The sequence below is a fragment of the Curtobacterium flaccumfaciens pv. betae genome, assembly GCF_026241855.1.
Taxonomy (GTDB): Bacteria; Actinomycetota; Actinomycetes; order Actinomycetales; family Microbacteriaceae; genus Curtobacterium; species Curtobacterium flaccumfaciens.
The window spans coordinates 18,250-34,006 of record NZ_JAPJDC010000002.1 but is presented as its reverse complement, the minus strand read 5'-3'; the positions used below and the strand labels follow the sequence as shown (position 1 = coordinate 34,006).

17 protein-coding genes are annotated in these 15,757 nt (G+C 68.9%); 4 read left to right on the top strand and 13 right to left on the bottom strand.

All coding sequences use genetic code 11. The annotated features are described in order from the left end of the window. Nucleotides 1-4: 4 nt before the first annotated feature. From ORG17_RS17700 to ORG17_RS17640, 13 genes are all read right to left on the bottom strand, one after another. Nucleotides 5-700, bottom strand: a complete 696-nt coding sequence (locus ORG17_RS17700) for an HNH endonuclease family protein (RefSeq protein ID WP_301601470.1) — start codon at nucleotides 698-700, stop codon at nucleotides 5-7. Continuing rightward, nucleotides 697-942, bottom strand: a complete 246-nt coding sequence (locus ORG17_RS17695; RefSeq protein WP_214527666.1) for a hypothetical protein — start codon at nucleotides 940-942, stop codon at nucleotides 697-699. The genes ORG17_RS17700 and ORG17_RS17695 overlap by 4 nt, the downstream gene beginning before the upstream one ends. Beyond that, a complete protein-coding gene (locus tag ORG17_RS17690) occupies nucleotides 939-1,697 on the bottom strand; it encodes a hypothetical protein (RefSeq protein WP_214527667.1) in 759 nt (252 codons plus the stop codon). The genes ORG17_RS17695 and ORG17_RS17690 overlap by 4 nt, the downstream gene beginning before the upstream one ends. Beyond that, nucleotides 1,694-2,770, bottom strand: a complete 1,077-nt coding sequence (locus ORG17_RS17685; protein WP_214527668.1) for a hypothetical protein — start codon at nucleotides 2,768-2,770, stop codon at nucleotides 1,694-1,696. Before ORG17_RS17685 ends, ORG17_RS17690 begins: the two co-directional genes overlap by 4 nt. A 1-nt stretch (nucleotide 2,771) precedes the next feature. Further along, nucleotides 2,772-3,311, bottom strand: a complete 540-nt coding sequence (locus tag ORG17_RS17680; RefSeq protein WP_214527669.1) for a hypothetical protein — start codon at nucleotides 3,309-3,311, stop codon at nucleotides 2,772-2,774. After that, nucleotides 3,308-4,714, bottom strand: coding sequence for a hypothetical protein (locus ORG17_RS17675; RefSeq protein ID WP_214527670.1), 1,407 nt, complete (start codon nucleotides 4,712-4,714; stop codon nucleotides 3,308-3,310). Before ORG17_RS17675 ends, ORG17_RS17680 begins: the two co-directional genes overlap by 4 nt. A gap of 61 nt (nucleotides 4,715-4,775) precedes the next feature. After that, nucleotides 4,776-6,401, bottom strand: a complete 1,626-nt coding sequence (locus tag ORG17_RS17670) for a hypothetical protein (protein ID WP_214527671.1) — start codon at nucleotides 6,399-6,401, stop codon at nucleotides 4,776-4,778. Then, a complete protein-coding gene (locus ORG17_RS17665; RefSeq protein ID WP_214527672.1) occupies nucleotides 6,398-7,885 on the bottom strand; it encodes a hypothetical protein in 1,488 nt (495 codons plus the stop codon). The genes ORG17_RS17670 and ORG17_RS17665 overlap by 4 nt, the downstream gene beginning before the upstream one ends. Beyond that, nucleotides 7,885-8,595 (bottom strand): hypothetical protein, encoded by a 711-nt coding sequence (locus ORG17_RS17660; protein WP_214527673.1) that lies wholly within the window; start codon nucleotides 8,593-8,595, stop codon nucleotides 7,885-7,887. Before ORG17_RS17660 ends, ORG17_RS17665 begins: the two co-directional genes overlap by 1 nt. 29 nt (nucleotides 8,596-8,624) lie before the next feature. Beyond that, nucleotides 8,625-8,999 (bottom strand): hypothetical protein, encoded by a 375-nt coding sequence (locus ORG17_RS17655; RefSeq protein ID WP_214527674.1) that lies wholly within the window; start codon nucleotides 8,997-8,999, stop codon nucleotides 8,625-8,627. Nucleotides 9,000-9,017: 18 nt separating this feature from the next. Continuing rightward, entirely contained in the window at nucleotides 9,018-9,623 is a 606-nt protein-coding gene (locus ORG17_RS17650) for a hypothetical protein (protein WP_214527675.1), read from the bottom strand. Between the two features lie 9 nt (nucleotides 9,624-9,632). Next, the gene (locus tag ORG17_RS17645; protein WP_214527676.1) at nucleotides 9,633-11,228 is read right to left on the bottom strand and encodes a hypothetical protein; all 1,596 of its coding nucleotides are present in this window, start codon (nucleotides 11,226-11,228) and stop codon (nucleotides 9,633-9,635) included. A gap of 7 nt (nucleotides 11,229-11,235) precedes the next feature. Next, the gene (locus tag ORG17_RS17640; RefSeq protein WP_250892526.1) at nucleotides 11,236-12,303 is read right to left on the bottom strand and encodes a L,D-transpeptidase; all 1,068 of its coding nucleotides are present in this window, start codon (nucleotides 12,301-12,303) and stop codon (nucleotides 11,236-11,238) included. Between the two features lie 155 nt (nucleotides 12,304-12,458). On the opposite strand from ORG17_RS17640, the gene ORG17_RS17635 reads away from it, so the two are divergent. Genes ORG17_RS17635 through ORG17_RS17620 form a run of 4 tightly spaced genes read left to right on the top strand, consistent with a single transcriptional unit; the run spans nucleotide 12,459 to nucleotide 15,714 of the window. After that, entirely contained in the window at nucleotides 12,459-13,124 is a 666-nt protein-coding gene (locus ORG17_RS17635; protein ID WP_214527677.1) for a helix-turn-helix domain-containing protein, read from the top strand. A gap of 6 nt (nucleotides 13,125-13,130) precedes the next feature. After that, a complete protein-coding gene (locus ORG17_RS17630) occupies nucleotides 13,131-13,628 on the top strand; it encodes a hypothetical protein (protein ID WP_214527678.1) in 498 nt (165 codons plus the stop codon). Next, nucleotides 13,628-14,593: a hypothetical protein gene (locus ORG17_RS17625; RefSeq protein ID WP_214527679.1), complete on the top strand. Its 966-nt coding sequence runs from the start codon at nucleotides 13,628-13,630 to the stop codon at nucleotides 14,591-14,593. The genes ORG17_RS17630 and ORG17_RS17625 overlap by 1 nt, the downstream gene beginning before the upstream one ends. Next, entirely contained in the window at nucleotides 14,590-15,714 is a 1,125-nt protein-coding gene (locus tag ORG17_RS17620; RefSeq protein WP_214527680.1) for an alpha/beta hydrolase, read from the top strand. The genes ORG17_RS17625 and ORG17_RS17620 overlap by 4 nt, the downstream gene beginning before the upstream one ends. Nucleotides 15,715-15,757 lie beyond the last annotated feature (43 nt).

Genomic DNA, 15,757 nt, shown 5'->3' with positions numbered 1-15,757 from the left:
TCCTTCAGCTGCAGGTGGTCAGGGTGCGTGCGAGCGCGTGCTTGTCGTCGGTGGAGATCGACAGCTGCCACTTCGTGGCCACGGTGACGAACGACGCCGCGTAGTTGCAGGCGTCGCCGGTGTTCGTCGGCATCCACTCCGCGGGCCCGGAGTCGGACTTCTCTTCGTTCGCTGGCCCGTCGACGGCGACGAGGTTCGTCGCCTGGTCGTTGGCGAACAGCTCCCGCTGCTGCGGCGTCCAGGACGCGGCGCCGTGGCGCCATGCGTAGGACAACGGGACGCGGTGGTCGATCTGCACGGCCAGGCTTGACGTGTTCCCACGCTCGAACGCGATCGTGCGGCCCGTGTACGGGTCGTGGAGCGTCCCGGAGAGCACCACGCAGCCGTTGGTGCCCGGCTTCGTCACGACGGCCGTCAGGTCGCGCCGGAGGACGTCGTTGCGGGTGTCGCAGCCGTTGTGGTCGGTGTCGGCCCATGCCTGCCCGAATGCGGCGCGGTCGTAGGGCGCCGGCACGTAGGCGTCGGAGATCCCCAGCGTGCGGAGATCTCGTAGCGCTTTGGCCGCGGACACCGTGCTCGAGGGAGAAGGCTGTTCCATCGACGTCGTGGGGTGCACGTAGGGTGCGGCGATCGTGCCGACAGCAGCGGCCGCGAACAGCGCGGCCGCTGTGACGAGCTGCTGCTTCGTGCGGCGTCTCACTGGGGGTCCCCTTCCCGGTCATCGTGGTGGTCCTGCGGCGTGGTGACGTCGTGGAGGATCTGCCGCACCCGCGACGGGGAGAGGCCGGCTTCTTGTGCGACTCGGTGGTGGCCGACCGTCAGGGCGGCCTCGGCGATCGCGAGGTCGCGTGCTTCTCGGGCGGCCTTGTACGCCGCGACGGTCCGGTGGACTTCGTCAACCCCGCCCGTGACAGCGCCGACGATCTTCCCCACGACGCTCACCAGACCCGCACCGTCATCGGCTGCCCGGCGCCGGCGCAGGACACCACGAACGAGTTGACGCTCATCAGGTGCGGGGAGTCGTACGAGGTATGCAGCCACTGCTCCGCCCACGTCAACACGTCGTCGAGGGTGTTGAGCTCGGAGGCGTGCTCGTGGACCTGGAGGTCGTCCGCGATGCGTGGCCCGGATCGCAGGACCCACTCCTCGAGCGAGGGGGTCTGCTCGAGGAGGAGCCGCTCCATTGCGATCATCCCGGGATGTTCCTCGAGCACGTTGGTGCGGTCGGAGAGGCGGCCGCGGAACAGCACGCGGCCGCGGAGCTCGGGGCCAGGCCTGGATGCCGGCACGTCGCCGGCAACGATGACGGGGCCGGTCCACACGGACAGCACGGGCAGGTCTCGGGATCCGTCCCCGTCGAACGGGTCGATGTCGTGTCCGATCGTGAACCGGTACACCGGCTCTGCCGTCTGCAGGTGGTTGAGGGCGTCGCCGATGGTGCGGTGCTGCAGCCGGACGCGGTCTTGGCCGGGACGGCCGTCGACGTCGATCCAGCGGTGGAGTACGAGCACGTGGTCGGTGCTGTTGCGGTCGGGGAAGACGGAGTAGTCCGGCAGGGCATCGCCCCGCAGCGGCGAGTGCAGCCCGCCGGTGGGTGCGGTGAGTCCGCCCCAGCTGATGGGTGCGTGCTCCTGCAGTTGGTCGAGGATCTCGAACGTGACGGTTGCCGCGTCGAGCGGCATGGTCAGGGTGCTCATGAGGCGTCCTTGCCGAGGGTCAAGGGCTCCGTGGTGGAGCCGAGGTCGATGTGCTGGTGCGAGCAGGGGTCTTCGAACTGGCGGAAGTTCTCCAGCGGCGTGTTGGGCCGGCACTGCACCTGGCCTGCCTGGGAGCCCTTCGGCATCACGGTGTCCAGCCACTGCAGGAACTCGATGTCCTGCTTTCCGGAGCCGAGGAGCACGTTCCCTCCGACGGCGTTGAAGTCCACGGCCACCGCGGGGTTCTTGCAGTGCAGCGATCCGGACTCGCAGTGCGTGCCGATGCCGACGCACGGACGGTTCATGTCGCTGATCTGCACGGAGCCGTACTTGTTGAGTGCCGCGACGAGCAGCTGCAGGATGCGGGTGTCGACCTGGCAGCCGTCCTTCGTGGTCCCGTCGACGATGGGGAGGATTTCCTGCTCCACCATCTGCGGGTGGTACGTGTCGGTGAAGGTGCCCTTCTTCCACGCGGCCTTGAGGGTCTTCGCGAGCTCCACCTGGTCGCCGGAGACGTCGCAGCCCGACGTCGTCGCGGCGCCGGTGACGGCGGCAACCATCTCCTGCGCGTCGGTCCAGAACTTCGCGTAGTGGTACGGGTCGGCGTTGACCTGCACCTTGTGCGCGGCGAGCGTCGGCTCGAGCGTCTCCCAGTCCGGCACCTTGACCAGCTTCGCCAGGAACGCCTTGGCAGCCTTCTCCGGGTTCAGCCGGTCGGCGCGCTCTCCGTAGCTGTCGTCCTGCTGCAGCACGCCGATGGTGGTGTTGTCGACGGCATCGCCATGGTTCAAGTTCGTCAACGACGACTCACCCATCGCCGTCATCACGACGATGGTGGTGGCCTGCTCGTTGGCCTTCACCTCGTGCGCGGCCGCGACGAGCCGTGCGGCCATCTTCACCTGGTCGGTGTCCCACGTGCCGACCTTCTTCGGGAGGTCCTTCGTGACCGCCGCGGTGTCGCCGGCGCCCGCACCGCACGCCGCGGCCGCGGTCGAGCCGCCACCGGAGGCTCCGAGGAGCATTCCGATGAACAGCACGATGACCGCGACGGCGCCGACAACGAACTTCACCATGTCAGTCGTCCTCGCCGGGGAGGATCGCGCGGAGCACCTTCCAGGAGCCGTTCACCTGGTTGAGCTGCACCGTGTACGTGCCGGCGTCGGTGGGGACGTCGGCGATCGCGGCGCCGTTGGTGCCACCGTCCTCGAGCTTCACCGTGCCGGAGAGGGTGGTCCCGGGGACGGCCCGCTGACTGGTGCCCTCGTACGCGGCCTGCGCCTGCGTGGTGAGGTACGGCATCCATCCCTTGGCCCACACGTCACCGGTGACGCTCTTGTCGACGTACGCGGACACGAACCCGGACGCCGTCCCCGTCGCGGCGCCCTCCTGCGTCGGCGTGATCGGGTCCTCAGCGTTCACCGGTGCTGTCGGCTGCGCGGACGGGGTCACCTGGCCGGGCCCGGTGACCTTCGGCTGCCCGTCGTCGCCCGTGGCCGCACTGGTGGGTGCTGGTGCGGGGACCGACACGGACGGCTGCGCCGGCGTGCTCGCGCACCCGCTGAGAGCTGCGGCGACCACTACGGCGGCGCCGATCGCGAGCCTGGTGCGGTTCACAGTGCTGCTCCCGTCAGGCCGGCGCTGGTGTCGGTGATCTGCCGTTCGAGCTCGGAGCGGAAGTGCGCGATCCGAACCTCCGCGGCGAGGCCGACCTTCTTGAAGTGCTGCCCCTTCGGCAGGGTCATGAGCTGCTCGGCCGCGCCGGGCTTCAGCCCGGCGATCTGCGCGGCCGCGACAGCGTCGTCGGCCTTCGACTGCCGGAACAGGTGCATCGTCCCGGCCTCCTTGATGAACGCCACCGCCGGGTCGTCGGCGGGGATGTCGGAGATGTGGTGGATGTTCACCACGTTCGACAGCCCCAGCGCGCGGGAGAGCTTCGCGTTGGACTGGATGACCTTCCCCATCGGCCCGCCGACGAGGAACCAGCCCTCGTCGACGCAGAACGTCGTCTTCCACCCCGGCTCGGACCGCCGGATCGTGCCGAGGGTCCACGCGTTGGCGAGCATCATCGCCAGCGGGACCGCGGGGCCGTCCTCGGGCAGCTGCGAGATGTCGAACACGGTCAGCTTCTCGCCGAGCTTGACGTTCTCCGACGTCTCGCCGTCGAACAGGCCCGGCATCTCTTCCGGGAGACGTTCGAGGATGAACCGCAGCGTGAGGCCGGCTTCGTGCATCCGCTCGAGCGCGGTGGGGCTCATCTGCCTGGTGAGCTCGTCGCTGATGACACCGCAGTGGTCAAGGACGTCGTAGATGTTCACCACCCGCTGACGGGCCCGAGCCTGGGCGGCGCCGTCGCGGAGCGCTGCTCGCAGCGCCTTCCGCTCCCACGTGTCCAGCGGGGTGCCGTCGTTCAGGAGCGCGGCCGCCTGCTGCAGCACCATGAGGGCGCCAGTGTCGCCGGCGATGAACCGGGTCTGCGACAGCGCCGGATCGAGCATGTTGATCCGGGACCCGTCTCGGTCGCCGAGGGCGAGCCGGATCGGGTCGACCCCGGCGGTGTGGGCGACGTTGGTGTACTCGCCCCACGGTTCCGTCGGGGACTGCTGCTTCTTGTCGACGACGACTACCCGGCGGCGCAGGAGCGTCAGCGCGCGCAGGACGTAGTCGCACTTCATCAGCGTCGACTTGCCCACGCCGACGTCGCCGGCTTCGACGACGTTCGGGGAGTCGACCAGACCCAGCGCGTACGCCTGGAACTGGTCGTTCACGCTCGGCGTCTTCGACAGCGTCTCGACCCCGGACAGCAGACCCTCAAACTGCATCGGAGATTCCAGGATCCCCTGGTTCAGCACCTCGACCTGCCGCGACGTCGACGGGGCGCCCTTGACGGGGCCGCCGTAGTAGCCGGTGCGCTTCAAGATCCGGTTGCGCGGTTCGACGTAGCCGCGGGGCTCGAGGCGGGGGAACTCCCAATCGCCGATGGGGAGCTGCGTCTGCTCGAGCACGGTGATGTCGGTCATCGGTTCGTTCCTGTTCGTTCAACGGTGATGTGCTCGCTGGGCTCTCGGAGGCGGCGGCCGCTCACAGGGCTTCCTTCGCTTCCTTGCCCTGTGCGAACTGCTCGACCTTCGAGCCGATCGACACGTTCGCCGGCGCGATGCCACGGCCGACGGGCCAGGTGAATGCGTTGGCGGTGGCGGAGTCGACCTCCAGCCACTCGAGGGTGCGGATCCCGGCTCGGCTCGCGGCGTCTTCGATGAGCTCGGAGACGTCAGCCAGGCCGCGTTCGGTGCCGTCGGTGACGGTGATGTAGCCGACCCAGTTCGCGCCGACGTGGCCGGTTCCTGGGATGAGGTCCTGGTGGCGGCGCCGGGCTGCGTCGGCTTCGACGTTCAGGGCGACGTCTTCGATCTGTCCGTCCTTGTCGCGCTTGATCTGGTCGGCGATGTCGGAGACCCGGTCTTGCTCGGAGAGGTGGCGGGCTTCGTCCTGCGGGGATCCTTCGATGTGCCAGGCGATCGTCCGGACCACCTGGGACTGCATTCCGCCGAGCAGCGGCGCCATCCATAGCGCGTTCCGCTCGATCACTTCGAGGTTCTTCGCGGTGATGCGTGCGGTGCGCGACAGTGACACCGACACCTGGCCGCCCTTGGGTGCGCCGACGTACGTCGTGTACGACCATGCGTCTTCGGAGGGCAGCCACCCGGTGGTCGGGGTGACGTCGGCGACCTGCTCCATTGGGAAGCCGGGGTGCTGCATGTGTCGGATCACCGCGGCGGTCTGCCGGGCGGTCATCGCGTGCACGTTCTTGTAGCCGGCGCCGACGAGCATGCGCCGCATCCCTTCGATCTCGTTCGCCATGAACAGCCGCCATCCGAGGGCCGCGTCGCCGTGGCGGGCGGCTCGTCGGACGAACCGGTCCGAGATGGGCCAGGAGACGGTGAACATCGGCCGCTGCATGAGCTGGCCGGCGGCGACGCCGTCGACGACGTCCTTGTAGGAGTGCAGCAGCACCGCGGGGACGCTGTTGTCGCCGTTCTCCGCCATCCATGCTTCGTGCTGCGCGGAGTCGGTGGGCATGTTGCGGCTGATGGTCTGGATGCGCTTGGCGAACCCGAGTGGGTCGCCGAGCGACGCGACGACGGCGGAGAAGCCGGCGGAGGCGACGTCGAACACCTGGTCGGTCTCGATGCCGGTGACCTGCCCGGTCGTGGTGAATGTGACCGCGAGGTACTCCTCCCCTTCCGGGGTCTGGTGCCACTGGATGCCCGGTTCGCCGACACCGTCCTGCAGCCACACCATCCTGCTGACGCCGTCCGGGGTGTCCCGCATCGCGTGGAGCTCCTGCATGGACTCCCGCTTCTCCTCGCGGGTGCTCGCCTCGGCCCACCGGTCGGTGAGCATGTCCCAACCGTCCTGGTCGTACGGGACGAACTTCGTCGTCCCGCGGCGGAGGCGTTCCTTCCACCGGGCGTCCTTCATCCGGCGCTGCAGGATGGTGTTGTTCGCCGTGTCGATCGTCGCGAACCACGCGGCCCCGATGAGGACCACGCCGACCAGCAGCGCCCAGAGCCCGATGAGGAACACGAGCACGAGCGTCAGGACGACGCTCGATCCGAGCGCCCAGAGCCGAGGCTTGGAGATCCGTCCGCCGAACAGGCCACGGTGGGCGCTGTCCCCGCCGATGATCGAGGTGCGCATGCTCATGCCTCCTGGTGGGTGCCGTGCTCGACGGCCTGCTCAGCGGCCGTCGACGCGGCCTGGGAGGCCTGCTGCGCGACCTTGAGCGCCGAGTTGGCCAGCAGCATCCCGACGGCCAGGGGCGCGCCGACACCGGTCGATGCTGTGCCCGCCGTGGCCGCGGCTCCCGCTCCACCGGCAGCGCCAGCGCCGGTAGCGGCACCAGCGCCAGCGCCGGCGGCTCCCGCCTTCCCGGCAGCGCCGGCTGCGCCGGCGGCGTGCTTGCCGGCCGTGGTCGCCGCGGACGCGGTCACGTTGGCTGTGCCCCCGCCGCCACCGGCCGCTGCAGCGTTCCCGGCGGCACCAACCTGTGACGCCTGTCCGCCGTACCCGACCTGAGCCGGAGCGGTCGGGAGGTTCCACTGGTAGCCGCCGCCCTGACCTGTCGGCTGTGAAGCCGCGGTCTGGTGCGCGGTCTGCGGGGCGTGGGATGGGGTGTTCGGGATCTGCGGGGCCACCTGTGGCGGGGTGAACCCGCTCGTGCGGGACGTGCCGCCCCCGCCGCCGGGGCGCGGGATCCACTTCAGCATCGACAGCGGCGCGAACACGACGATGAAGGAGATGACCGCCGGCACCGCGAGGTTCACAAACGTCTGGATCGGGTTAACGAGCTTGCCGAGGGTGCCCGGGTCAGCGGTGATCGAGATCCCGTTGATGGCGCGGAACGCCAGGCCGACGAGGAGGATCAACGCGACCTGCGTGAGACCGATGACGACCCAGATGATCGGGACGGCCTTGCCTAGCTTTCGAGTGTCCGGGTTCACGATCCACACGAACCCGAGCGGCAGCACCGCGCCGACGAGGTACTGGGTGGCGAGCTGGATGATGAAGATGAACGCCACCCCGAGCAGACTCAGGAACAGGGTCCCGAGGACGACTATCGACACGATCGCCGAGTTCAGCAGCGCTCCGGCGTCGTCGGCAGCGGCGAGTTTGGCGATCTTGGTGAAGAACTCTTGGGTGGTGGAGTTCACCGCCCACGCAGCGATCGAGTCGCCAGCGGCGGTGAACACCTTCGTCAGCGCGATACCGACCACGGGTCCGAAGGCGGCGCCGATGAGGAACGCGGGTGCGGCGACGAAGATCGACTCGAGCATCTCCTTCGCGCCCAGCGATCCCTTCCGGCGGCGACTGGTGACGATGAGCAGCTGCACGGCGAGCACGAACATTGAGATCGAGAACGACACCGCGTAGGACTTCAGCCACCACTGCGCGTCGTAGTTCGGGTGCAGGGCACTGAGCAGCCACGGGATCAGCACGCCAGCGACAGCGTGCACGGCGTCCTGCATCTGCTGCGTGATGAACCCAAGCGGGTCTTGGGCGAACTCGATGCCCTTCTTCACACCCTCGACGGCGCCCTTGCCCTTGGCGAAGACGCCGGAGATCCACGACAAGCCCGTGGCGATCGCGTCACCGCCGCCGCAGACGATTGCTCCTGCTTGGCATGCCATCAGCAGCCCTCCTTGTACTTGTTGCCGGACGTCAGGCCCTCGTCCCAGCCGGGAGAGGGGTCGGCGTCGGAGATGACCCAGCCCTGCGCGCTGGTGGTGAGGGTGAAGGTGCCGCCCGTGTACTGGTACTTGGAGGCGCTGTCCTCGGCGGGGTCAGGTTTGCCGTTCGTCGTGGTGAGTCCGGCGAACGCGATGGTGACGGTGGTGTCGGTGCTGTCACGGACGAGGTACGCCGAACCGGACAGGTCGACGCCGTGTGTCTGCCCGTCGTCGTAGCCCGATTTGGACAGGTCGGACGCGGCGAGCATCGAGTGCGCGGTGCCGTCCGTGACGTCGTCGACGGTCTCCCGCAGGTTCGGTCGGCGATCGGGGTCCGCGGCGCTGTAAAGCTGCATGAACGCGCCGAGGAACTCGGCGGCCCCGGCCGGGGTGAACTGCTTCTTCTCACGGAGCTCGAGCAGGTCCTTCGATGTGATGCCGGGACCGGCGACGCAGCCCGAGGCGTAGTCGACGCCCTTGACCGGGGCAGTGCTCCCGGTGCCCGTTGGGGCCTCGGTTGCTGCCCCGGCCGGGGTTCGGGTGGTGTTCGGTGAGGCGAGGTTCGCGATGGTGACGCCGACCGCGACGAGTGCGATCGCCGCGATGATCCCGACCGGGATCAGCCACCACCGGCGGCGACGCCGGGGCTGGGATGCGGTCTGCTTGCTCATGTGCGATTCCCCTCGCTGGTGTGGACGGTTCAGCCGTTGACGGCGTTGAGGATGAACCCGAAGATCGCCGGGACGATGATGATTCCGCCGGTCATCAGCGACGTGCCGAGCACCTCGCCCTTGGCGGCCTCCGCCTTCTGCGGCATCTTCGCGTTCTTGAAGTGGCGCAGCTTCGAGACGGCCTTGAGCAGGAAGAACGCCGAGGCGAGGATGAACAGGAACCAGATACCGCCGAGCGCGACCTTCCACTGGGTGGTGAAGTTGTCGCCGAGCCAGGACGGGTCCGGCTTGACGCCGTCGAACGGGTTGATGTTGGCGCCCTTCGCCGTCACCTCGGACGGCGTGTAGGTCGCGACGACGGCGCGGGTGGTCATGTTGATGACCGGGGCGAGGAGTGCGCTCATGAGCGGTGCCTTTCGGGGTTAGCCGGCGACGACGGGGAGCGTCGTTCCGGGGTTAGGGGTGTGCTGCTGGGGAGTCGTGGCGGGAGTGCTGGTGCCACGGGTCTGTGACGCTCCGGATGAGCGAGGAGCGGCAGCCTGCGTCGGCGAGCTCGCGGCCGAGGACGGCGCTGCCGTCGGAGCCGGAGCCGGAGCCGGCTGCGCGGGTGCCGGCGTGCCGGGGTCGGCGGGCTGCGCGGGTGCCGGCGTCCCGGGGTCGGTGGGCTGCGTGGGATCCGTGCCCGGGTCCGCAGGGGCGGGATCCGGGTCGACCGGCGTCGTCGGGTCCGCAGGGGCAGGCTCCGACGGGTCCGGGATCGGGTCCGTCGGCACCGTCGGGTCCGTGCCCGGGTCGGTCGGGTCCGTCGGGTCGGTCGGAACCGGGATCGGGTCTGTCGGGATCGGGTCGACCGGGACGGTCGGGTCCCCGGGCAGTGTGGGGTCGACCGGCTGGGTGGGGTCGACCGGGACGTCGACGGCGATCGAGGCGGCGGGGGCTGCGGTGTCGGCGTGGCTGACGGCGGCCGGGCCGAGCGTCATCGTGGCGATCGCGGCGGCGGTGAGCGCGATGCGGGTGCGGGGGTGCATGGAGAGTCCTTACTGCTTCGTGGTCTGGTCGGAGGTGGCGTAGGTGCTGATGCGGCCGTCGGTGACGGCGATGAGGTCGCCGGATCCGGTCTCGGCGACCGGGACGACAGTCGGTGCAGGACCGGTGCGGACGTCGTCGCCGGCGACGTATGCGGTCGTGCCGTCCTGGTCAGCGCCGTAGAGGTGGTTGCCCACGAATCCGTCCGCGACGAACCCCTTCGGCATGGCGACGGTCTTCCCGGCGGCCGTGAACGCGGTCCCCTGCACCAGGAGGGTCTTCCCGTCCTGGCTGGCCGTGACCGGCTCATCCGAACTCGTGCCGGTGCTGCTGACGGCCTTGCCGTCGCGGACGTCGTGGGCGGCGAGCACGGAACCCTTCTCGCGGGTCTTCCACCGCACCCACACCGTGCTGTCGGTGGCGACGACCCACGAGGAGATCTCCGTCGCGTTCTTCGGGGCAGCGAGCTTCGCGGTGCGGGTGACGGTGCCATTCGTGGCCGCGGTGAGGACTTCACCTCGAGCGGAGGCCCACAGCACCTGCCCGTTCGCGGTGCCGCCCATGATGAGTGCCCCCGGCCGCGGGAACGTGACCGGGACGGCGCCGTGTCCGGTGAGCATCGCCGCGGTGGTGTCGGTGGTCACGAACGGCACTCCGGCGCGCACCTGGAACTCGCCGCCAGTCGGGATCCCTGCCTCGAGCTGCAGCTTCCCAGCACCCCAGACGGTCACGGCCGTCTTGGACGCGGCCGCGAGTGCCGGCTTGCCGTCGACGGTCACGGCGGACACACCACCGACGGCCTTCCCCGGCAGGGTCAGCGTGGCGGCGGTGCGGCCGGAACCGGCGTGCAGGACGGTGACGGTGCGCCCGTGGGCGTAGCCGACGTAGTTCCCGTCGCTGGTCACGCCGACCGCGCCAACCGCGCCGCTCTTCGCCCACGTGGGCTTCTTCGCCCACCCAGGCAGCGTCGTCGCGGGAGTCGAGGCGACTTCCGCCGTCGAGCTCTGCTGATCCTCTTGTCCGCTGCCGGCCACGAACAAGGCCGCTGTACCCACCACGACGACGACGAAAGCCGCAACCCAGACCCACCGGCGGTGACTCTCGTCGAGAAGCGGGGCAGTGTTCACGCCGCCTTGCTCGTCCTTCTCGGCCGAGGGGTCCACCGGTGCGCGGTGGAACCAGCTGGCGAACAAGGTCAGCAGGCTCGGGTTCTCGTCCTCTGCGCTCGAGGCAGCCTCCCCCTCGACGGCTGGCGAATCGGCCGCGGCGTCGGTCGGGCGGGCGCCGCGGCCGAACAGGCCACCGAACAGCACGCGGAGCGTCGGGCGGGCATCGGGTTCACCCACGGGCTCTTCGTGCTCCACCTCGGGCTCTTCGAGCACAGCGCTATCGACGTCATCGGTCCGGGCCAACGGTGTGCGCTGGTCGACCTCGGCGTAGCCGGCGGCTCGTTCGGAGGAGGTGAAGATCTTCGTCAGGTCGAGCTGGCCGATCTGACGGCCGCAGCGCATGCAGAACGTTGCCTGAGGCACCGCCTCCGTGCAGAACGGGCAGGTCACGGCGGGACGCTCGTCGACGTCTGCGGAGTCGTGCGTGGTGTCCGTCATCGTGCTCTCACTTCGTGATCGTGATCGGAGTACCCAGCGGCAGTCGGTTGACTGCCGTGATCGCTTCGGCGGTGAGCCGGATGCATCCGTGCGAGACCGCACCGGAGCTCGTGGTGTTGAAGTGCACCCCGATCAGGCCGCCGTCCGAGCCGCCGAACGGCTCGTCCTTCGCCGCAGAGTGCAGCGACGTCAGCTCGATCGGGTGGACGCTCTGCCCCTGCTTCGGGTCGAGGTAGCGGGCCTGCAGGTACCCAGTGACGCCGGTGGGCGTCGGGGTCGTCTTCGTGCCGACACCCACCTCGTAGGTGGCGACGTCCTTGCCGGTGACGATGCTGAGCGTCTGCTCGCCCACGGACACCACCACGCGGGACGGCAAGGCCTCCCCCGCGGTGAGGGCGTCCGTCCGGACCCACGCTGCGGTCTGCGCTGCAGCGTCACCGCTCGTGCTCGAGGGGAGCTGCTGGCGGGCCGGTGTCAGGATCAGCGTCCACGCGCCGTCCGTCCGGACCGGGACGATGGTCGTCGGGTCGCCGAGGAAGTTCGTCGCAGAAAGGTGCGCCACTGCACTTTTCTGCGCGGCACCGTAGAGGGCAACGTCCTTCGCGAGCGTCGCCGAACGGGCCAATGCCGTGGTGTCCGTGCTGGCGTAGCGGATCAGGCCCGGGATCACCGCGTCATACCGGGCCTCCGGCAGGGAGGCCACCTGGTCGGCGGTCAGAGCGCGGAACGGGCCGGGACGGACCGGGATCGAAACCGCAGTGCTCGGCGCCGCCGTCGGCGCAGAAAACTGCTCGGCCGGACGAGACATCACGGCGACCGTGATGCAGGCACCAACGACGGCCGCGGCCGCGGCAGCCACGAGAACGTTCCGCACGATGATCGTGCGCGGGTGGTGGGCCAGGTGCAGCCGCGCGAGGGGTCGACGCGCCTGCACCTGACCGTCGTCGCCGTTGCCGACGACGGACGCGGAACCAGAGCCGTCAGAAAACTCGGTCCGCGGGTCAATGGACTCCGTGCCCGCACCCCGGCCAGGTACATCTGCGGCCGGGTGGGCATCGCCAATTGCTCCGCTCATGCTGTACCTCCTCCGGGGGGTATGTGTTCCGGAACAAGTAAACTTGTTTGCCGCCAGCGGCGCAAGCCGCATTCGGTAATTAGTGTGCCGCCAGCGGCACGTGCCGCTGGCGGCACACTACATATTTCCCTGGCGGGAGTCCCTATCCTGGGTAGATGCCGGATGTACCCCAAGGCGCCGCGGACGAGTTCTCGCAGGCGATTGCGCGAGCGATCGAGGACGCCAAAGCTGCCGCGGGACTGACCACGCGGGACCTCATCAAGCGCTCTGGTCTGTCGGCGAACTACTACTACCGCCGGGCCCGCGGTGAGCTGCCGTTCACGACGAACGACATGTCAGCCCTGGCAACAGCGTGCGGTGTGACCGTCGGCGACCTGTGGTCTCGCGCGCAGGACTCCCTCACGCCCAAGGTGAAGAGCCCGGAAGAGGTCGTGTCGGAGCGCGTGCACAAGCTGCTCGCAGTGGCGCAGGCTCAGTTCCCGAAGCTGGACGTCCAGGGCGCCCTGCTCGCTAGCGACGTCGCGCAGGAGTCCCACCTGACCCTCCAGCGTTGGCAGGCCGTGCTTGCTGGCGAACACGCGGATATCACCGCCGAACACCTCATCGCGATCGCCACCTTCTTTGGCGTTGATGAGTCCTACCTGACGCAGCTCGAACTCTCCGGCACCATCGACGACATCGACGCGCGCCTAGACGTGCAGCAGGCGTTCGCGCAGACTGAAGCGAGGGGCGCGTCGTCACGTGGGGTCGCCGGCGCCAGCCCCGCATCCCTCCGCGCACTCGCGCGCGCGATCCGGGAGAGCAAGCGGGCAGAGGAGTAGATGTACTTGAGTCAGAGCGACCAGGTCGAAGTCGCCGTCGACGACCAGCTGCAGGGGATCTTGGATCGCCTCGCACTCCCGGACGATGACCGCAGCTTTGACCGTTTGTTCGGCATTGTCGAGTCCCTGTATGGCAAGCGGCTCGACATCAGCTCGATCAGCAGCCCGGACCAGCACCACACCGGCTACTGGATCGACCATGACGACTACGGCGTCATCATGTACCGCAAGGCCGATACGGCCACAGTGCGGCTCCACACCCTCCTGCACGAGTTCATCCACGTCGTGGGCGGCCACAGCGGCTGCTCTGCCCGTCCGGAGGCGGCAGACGCGATCCGAAATGCCGGCGGCGACAGCATCATCTCTATCCGAGGCCGGTCGGTCACCGACGGGCATCTCAGCGACGAGCTGCAGCTTGAAGAGGTCGTCGCAGAGCAGGGCGCATTCGCGCTCGCCAGGTGGCTCCGTGGTGCTGGTAGCGAGGCGGCGGCGGACATCTTCTGATGCCCGTCGCGCTCTCAGCGACCGCACTCGCGCTCGCGTTCGCGGTCTTCATCGTCCGCACTCCACGAGCACTGCGCCGGCGATTCTCCACTGGTGAGCAGAAGCCGCTCCCGCCAGCGTGGGTGGCGTCCGGCTATGCGATTCTTGGCCTACTGACGCTTGGCCTCGTCTGGCCAGCAACCACCCTGGACCAGGCGCTCCCCTTGGTCGGTGGGCAGAACTTCCTGAACCTCATCGAAGCGCTGACCGCAACCGCCGGCTTCTGGTACCTCCGCGACGCGATCCGTCTCTACAGCGGAGATCGAGCACCAGGGCAACTTCGCTACCTCGTTCTCATCGCGGCGGTCCTCACCGGGTTCTTCATGGCAATCCCGAACAGGGAAGGGCCAGCAGAGACGTTCATCGACGATCACCTCGCGTCCGTCGCCTGCTGGGTCTACATCAGCCTGTACATGATCGGGTTGCTGTGGATCTCGCTCAGCTCGCTCTTCTCCGCATTGCCACGCAGGAACGCCGTCGCGGGACGCTTGTTCATCGCCGGGTTCTCCCTCGTCATCGCCGCGACGATCGCCGACCTGGTGTACACGGCCATCGGGCACTTCGCCGGCGAGCTCACGCCGCTCGGGAGCGCCTTCTTCCTGGCCTTCCAGCTGCTGTTCTACCCCGGAATGATCACGATCATCGTGGGCTACATGCTCGCCGGCGTCAGCCGCACCCTGTGGCGATACAGCGCCTGGCAGCTCGAACGGATGCTCGGCACACCGAACTCGCTCAGCCTCATCAAGCGGATGATTCAGGACCGCGACCCGCTCGACCATGCCTACGGCCTCACCATCGAGATCCAGAACCGACTCATGAACGAGACCCTGCAGCTCACCGGCGCCGAAAGCCGGCGGTTCCGCAGGACCGAGCGTTGGATCGCCCGCACCACCCTGAACCCCTCCGGAAGGACCTGGAACGAATGACCGGATCAGCAGCACTCACCACGGGTATCGCGATCGGCGCCGGCCTCGTCCTGGGCGCCGCAGCGCTGGGTGTGGTCGGCGGCCGACGGGCCATTCGCCCTCGGCCGAAACGACGCCCCGTCGTCCGATCCGTCGACGTGCAGCAGATCCGACTCGAACGCACCCCCTCCACGAGTGCACCAGGTCAGTACCGCATCCGCTTCGGGGCGCAGGACGCCCTCAGCGCCCTCGTCGGCAACATCGTGGGCCAGGACGAGACAACGGTCACGCGCGCGCTCGTAGACGCCAGTCAGGGCCTCCCGGCCGTTGACGACGCTGTTCTGTGGACCGGGTACGTCTACCCGGATCCTGCTTCGTTGGACGCGCCGTACGAGGAAGTGCAGATCCACGCCCCCAGCGGCCCGCGGAAGGCGTACCTGTTCCAGAGCGGCACGCCCACCACTCGTTGGGCTATTCACGTCCACGGCATTCACTCGTCCCGCACCTCAGCGCTCAGGAGCGTGCCCGGCACGCTGTCGGCCGGGCTCAACTCCCTGGTCGTCTCCTACCGCGGCGACGTCGAGGACACCGCCGCGCCTCCCGCGACGCTCGGCCAGGAGGAGGCGCACGACGTCGAAGCTGCGATCCAGTACGCCGTCGACCACGGAGCGAAGGACGTCGTCCTCGTCGGCTGGTCGATGGGCGCCACCATCAACCTGATCCTTGCCGCCACCTCGAAGCACCGTTCGCGCATCGCGGGCCTGGTCTTCGTCGGACCCGCCCTCGACTGGCGGTCCATCATCGGCGCCGCGGCTCGGCGCTCCGGGATCCCCGGATTCCTCGCACCGCTGTTCACCGCCGCGCTGACAGTGCCCGGTCTCGCACAGGCTGCCGGCCTGCGCCAGCCGCTCCGAGCCGCCCACCTTCGCCCGTCCCTTGACGGCACAACCGCGCCAGTGCTGATCCTGCATTCCGAGGGCGACACTGACGCCCCGATCGGGGCATCCGAGGACCTGGTGCGGACTTACCCGGCCCAGGTCGCCCTCGAGCGGTTCGAGCCCGTCCCGCACGGCATGGAGTGGAACAGCGATCCGGAACGATTCACGACGCGCGTCCGCCAGTTCGTCGAGTCTCTGCCGTAGGCGGCACTATGGTGTGCCTGCTGCGGTAACCTGTCGAACATGC

Bases quoted from the DNA above. Each gene is read 5' to 3' on its own strand.
- ORG17_RS17690 (WP_214527667.1), bottom strand. From the start codon at position 1,697: ATGAGCACCCTGACCATGCCGCTCGACGCGGCAACCGTCACGTTCGAG.
- ORG17_RS17685 (WP_214527668.1), bottom strand. From the start codon at position 2,770: ATGGTGAAGTTCGTTGTCGGCGCCGTCGCGGTCATCGTGCTGTTCATC.
- ORG17_RS17675 (WP_214527670.1), bottom strand. From the start codon at position 4,714: ATGACCGACATCACCGTGCTCGAGCAGACGCAGCTCCCCATCGGCGAT.
- ORG17_RS17670 (WP_214527671.1), bottom strand. From the start codon at position 6,401: ATGAGCATGCGCACCTCGATCATCGGCGGGGACAGCGCCCACCGTGGC.
- ORG17_RS17665 (WP_214527672.1), bottom strand. From the start codon at position 7,885: ATGGCATGCCAAGCAGGAGCAATCGTCTGCGGCGGCGGTGACGCGATC.
- ORG17_RS17660 (WP_214527673.1), bottom strand. From the start codon at position 8,595: ATGAGCAAGCAGACCGCATCCCAGCCCCGGCGTCGCCGCCGGTGGTGG.
- ORG17_RS17655 (WP_214527674.1), bottom strand. From the start codon at position 8,999: ATGAGCGCACTCCTCGCCCCGGTCATCAACATGACCACCCGCGCCGTC.
- ORG17_RS17650 (WP_214527675.1), bottom strand. From the start codon at position 9,623: ATGCACCCCCGCACCCGCATCGCGCTCACCGCCGCCGCGATCGCCACG.
- ORG17_RS17645 (WP_214527676.1), bottom strand. From the start codon at position 11,228: ATGACGGACACCACGCACGACTCCGCAGACGTCGACGAGCGTCCCGCC.
- ORG17_RS17640 (WP_250892526.1), bottom strand. From the start codon at position 12,303: ATGAGCGGAGCAATTGGCGATGCCCACCCGGCCGCAGATGTACCTGGC.
- ORG17_RS17635 (WP_214527677.1), top strand. From the start codon at position 12,459: ATGCCGGATGTACCCCAAGGCGCCGCGGACGAGTTCTCGCAGGCGATT.
- ORG17_RS17625 (WP_214527679.1), top strand. From the start codon at position 13,628: ATGCCCGTCGCGCTCTCAGCGACCGCACTCGCGCTCGCGTTCGCGGTC.
- ORG17_RS17620 (WP_214527680.1), top strand. From the start codon at position 14,590: ATGACCGGATCAGCAGCACTCACCACGGGTATCGCGATCGGCGCCGGC.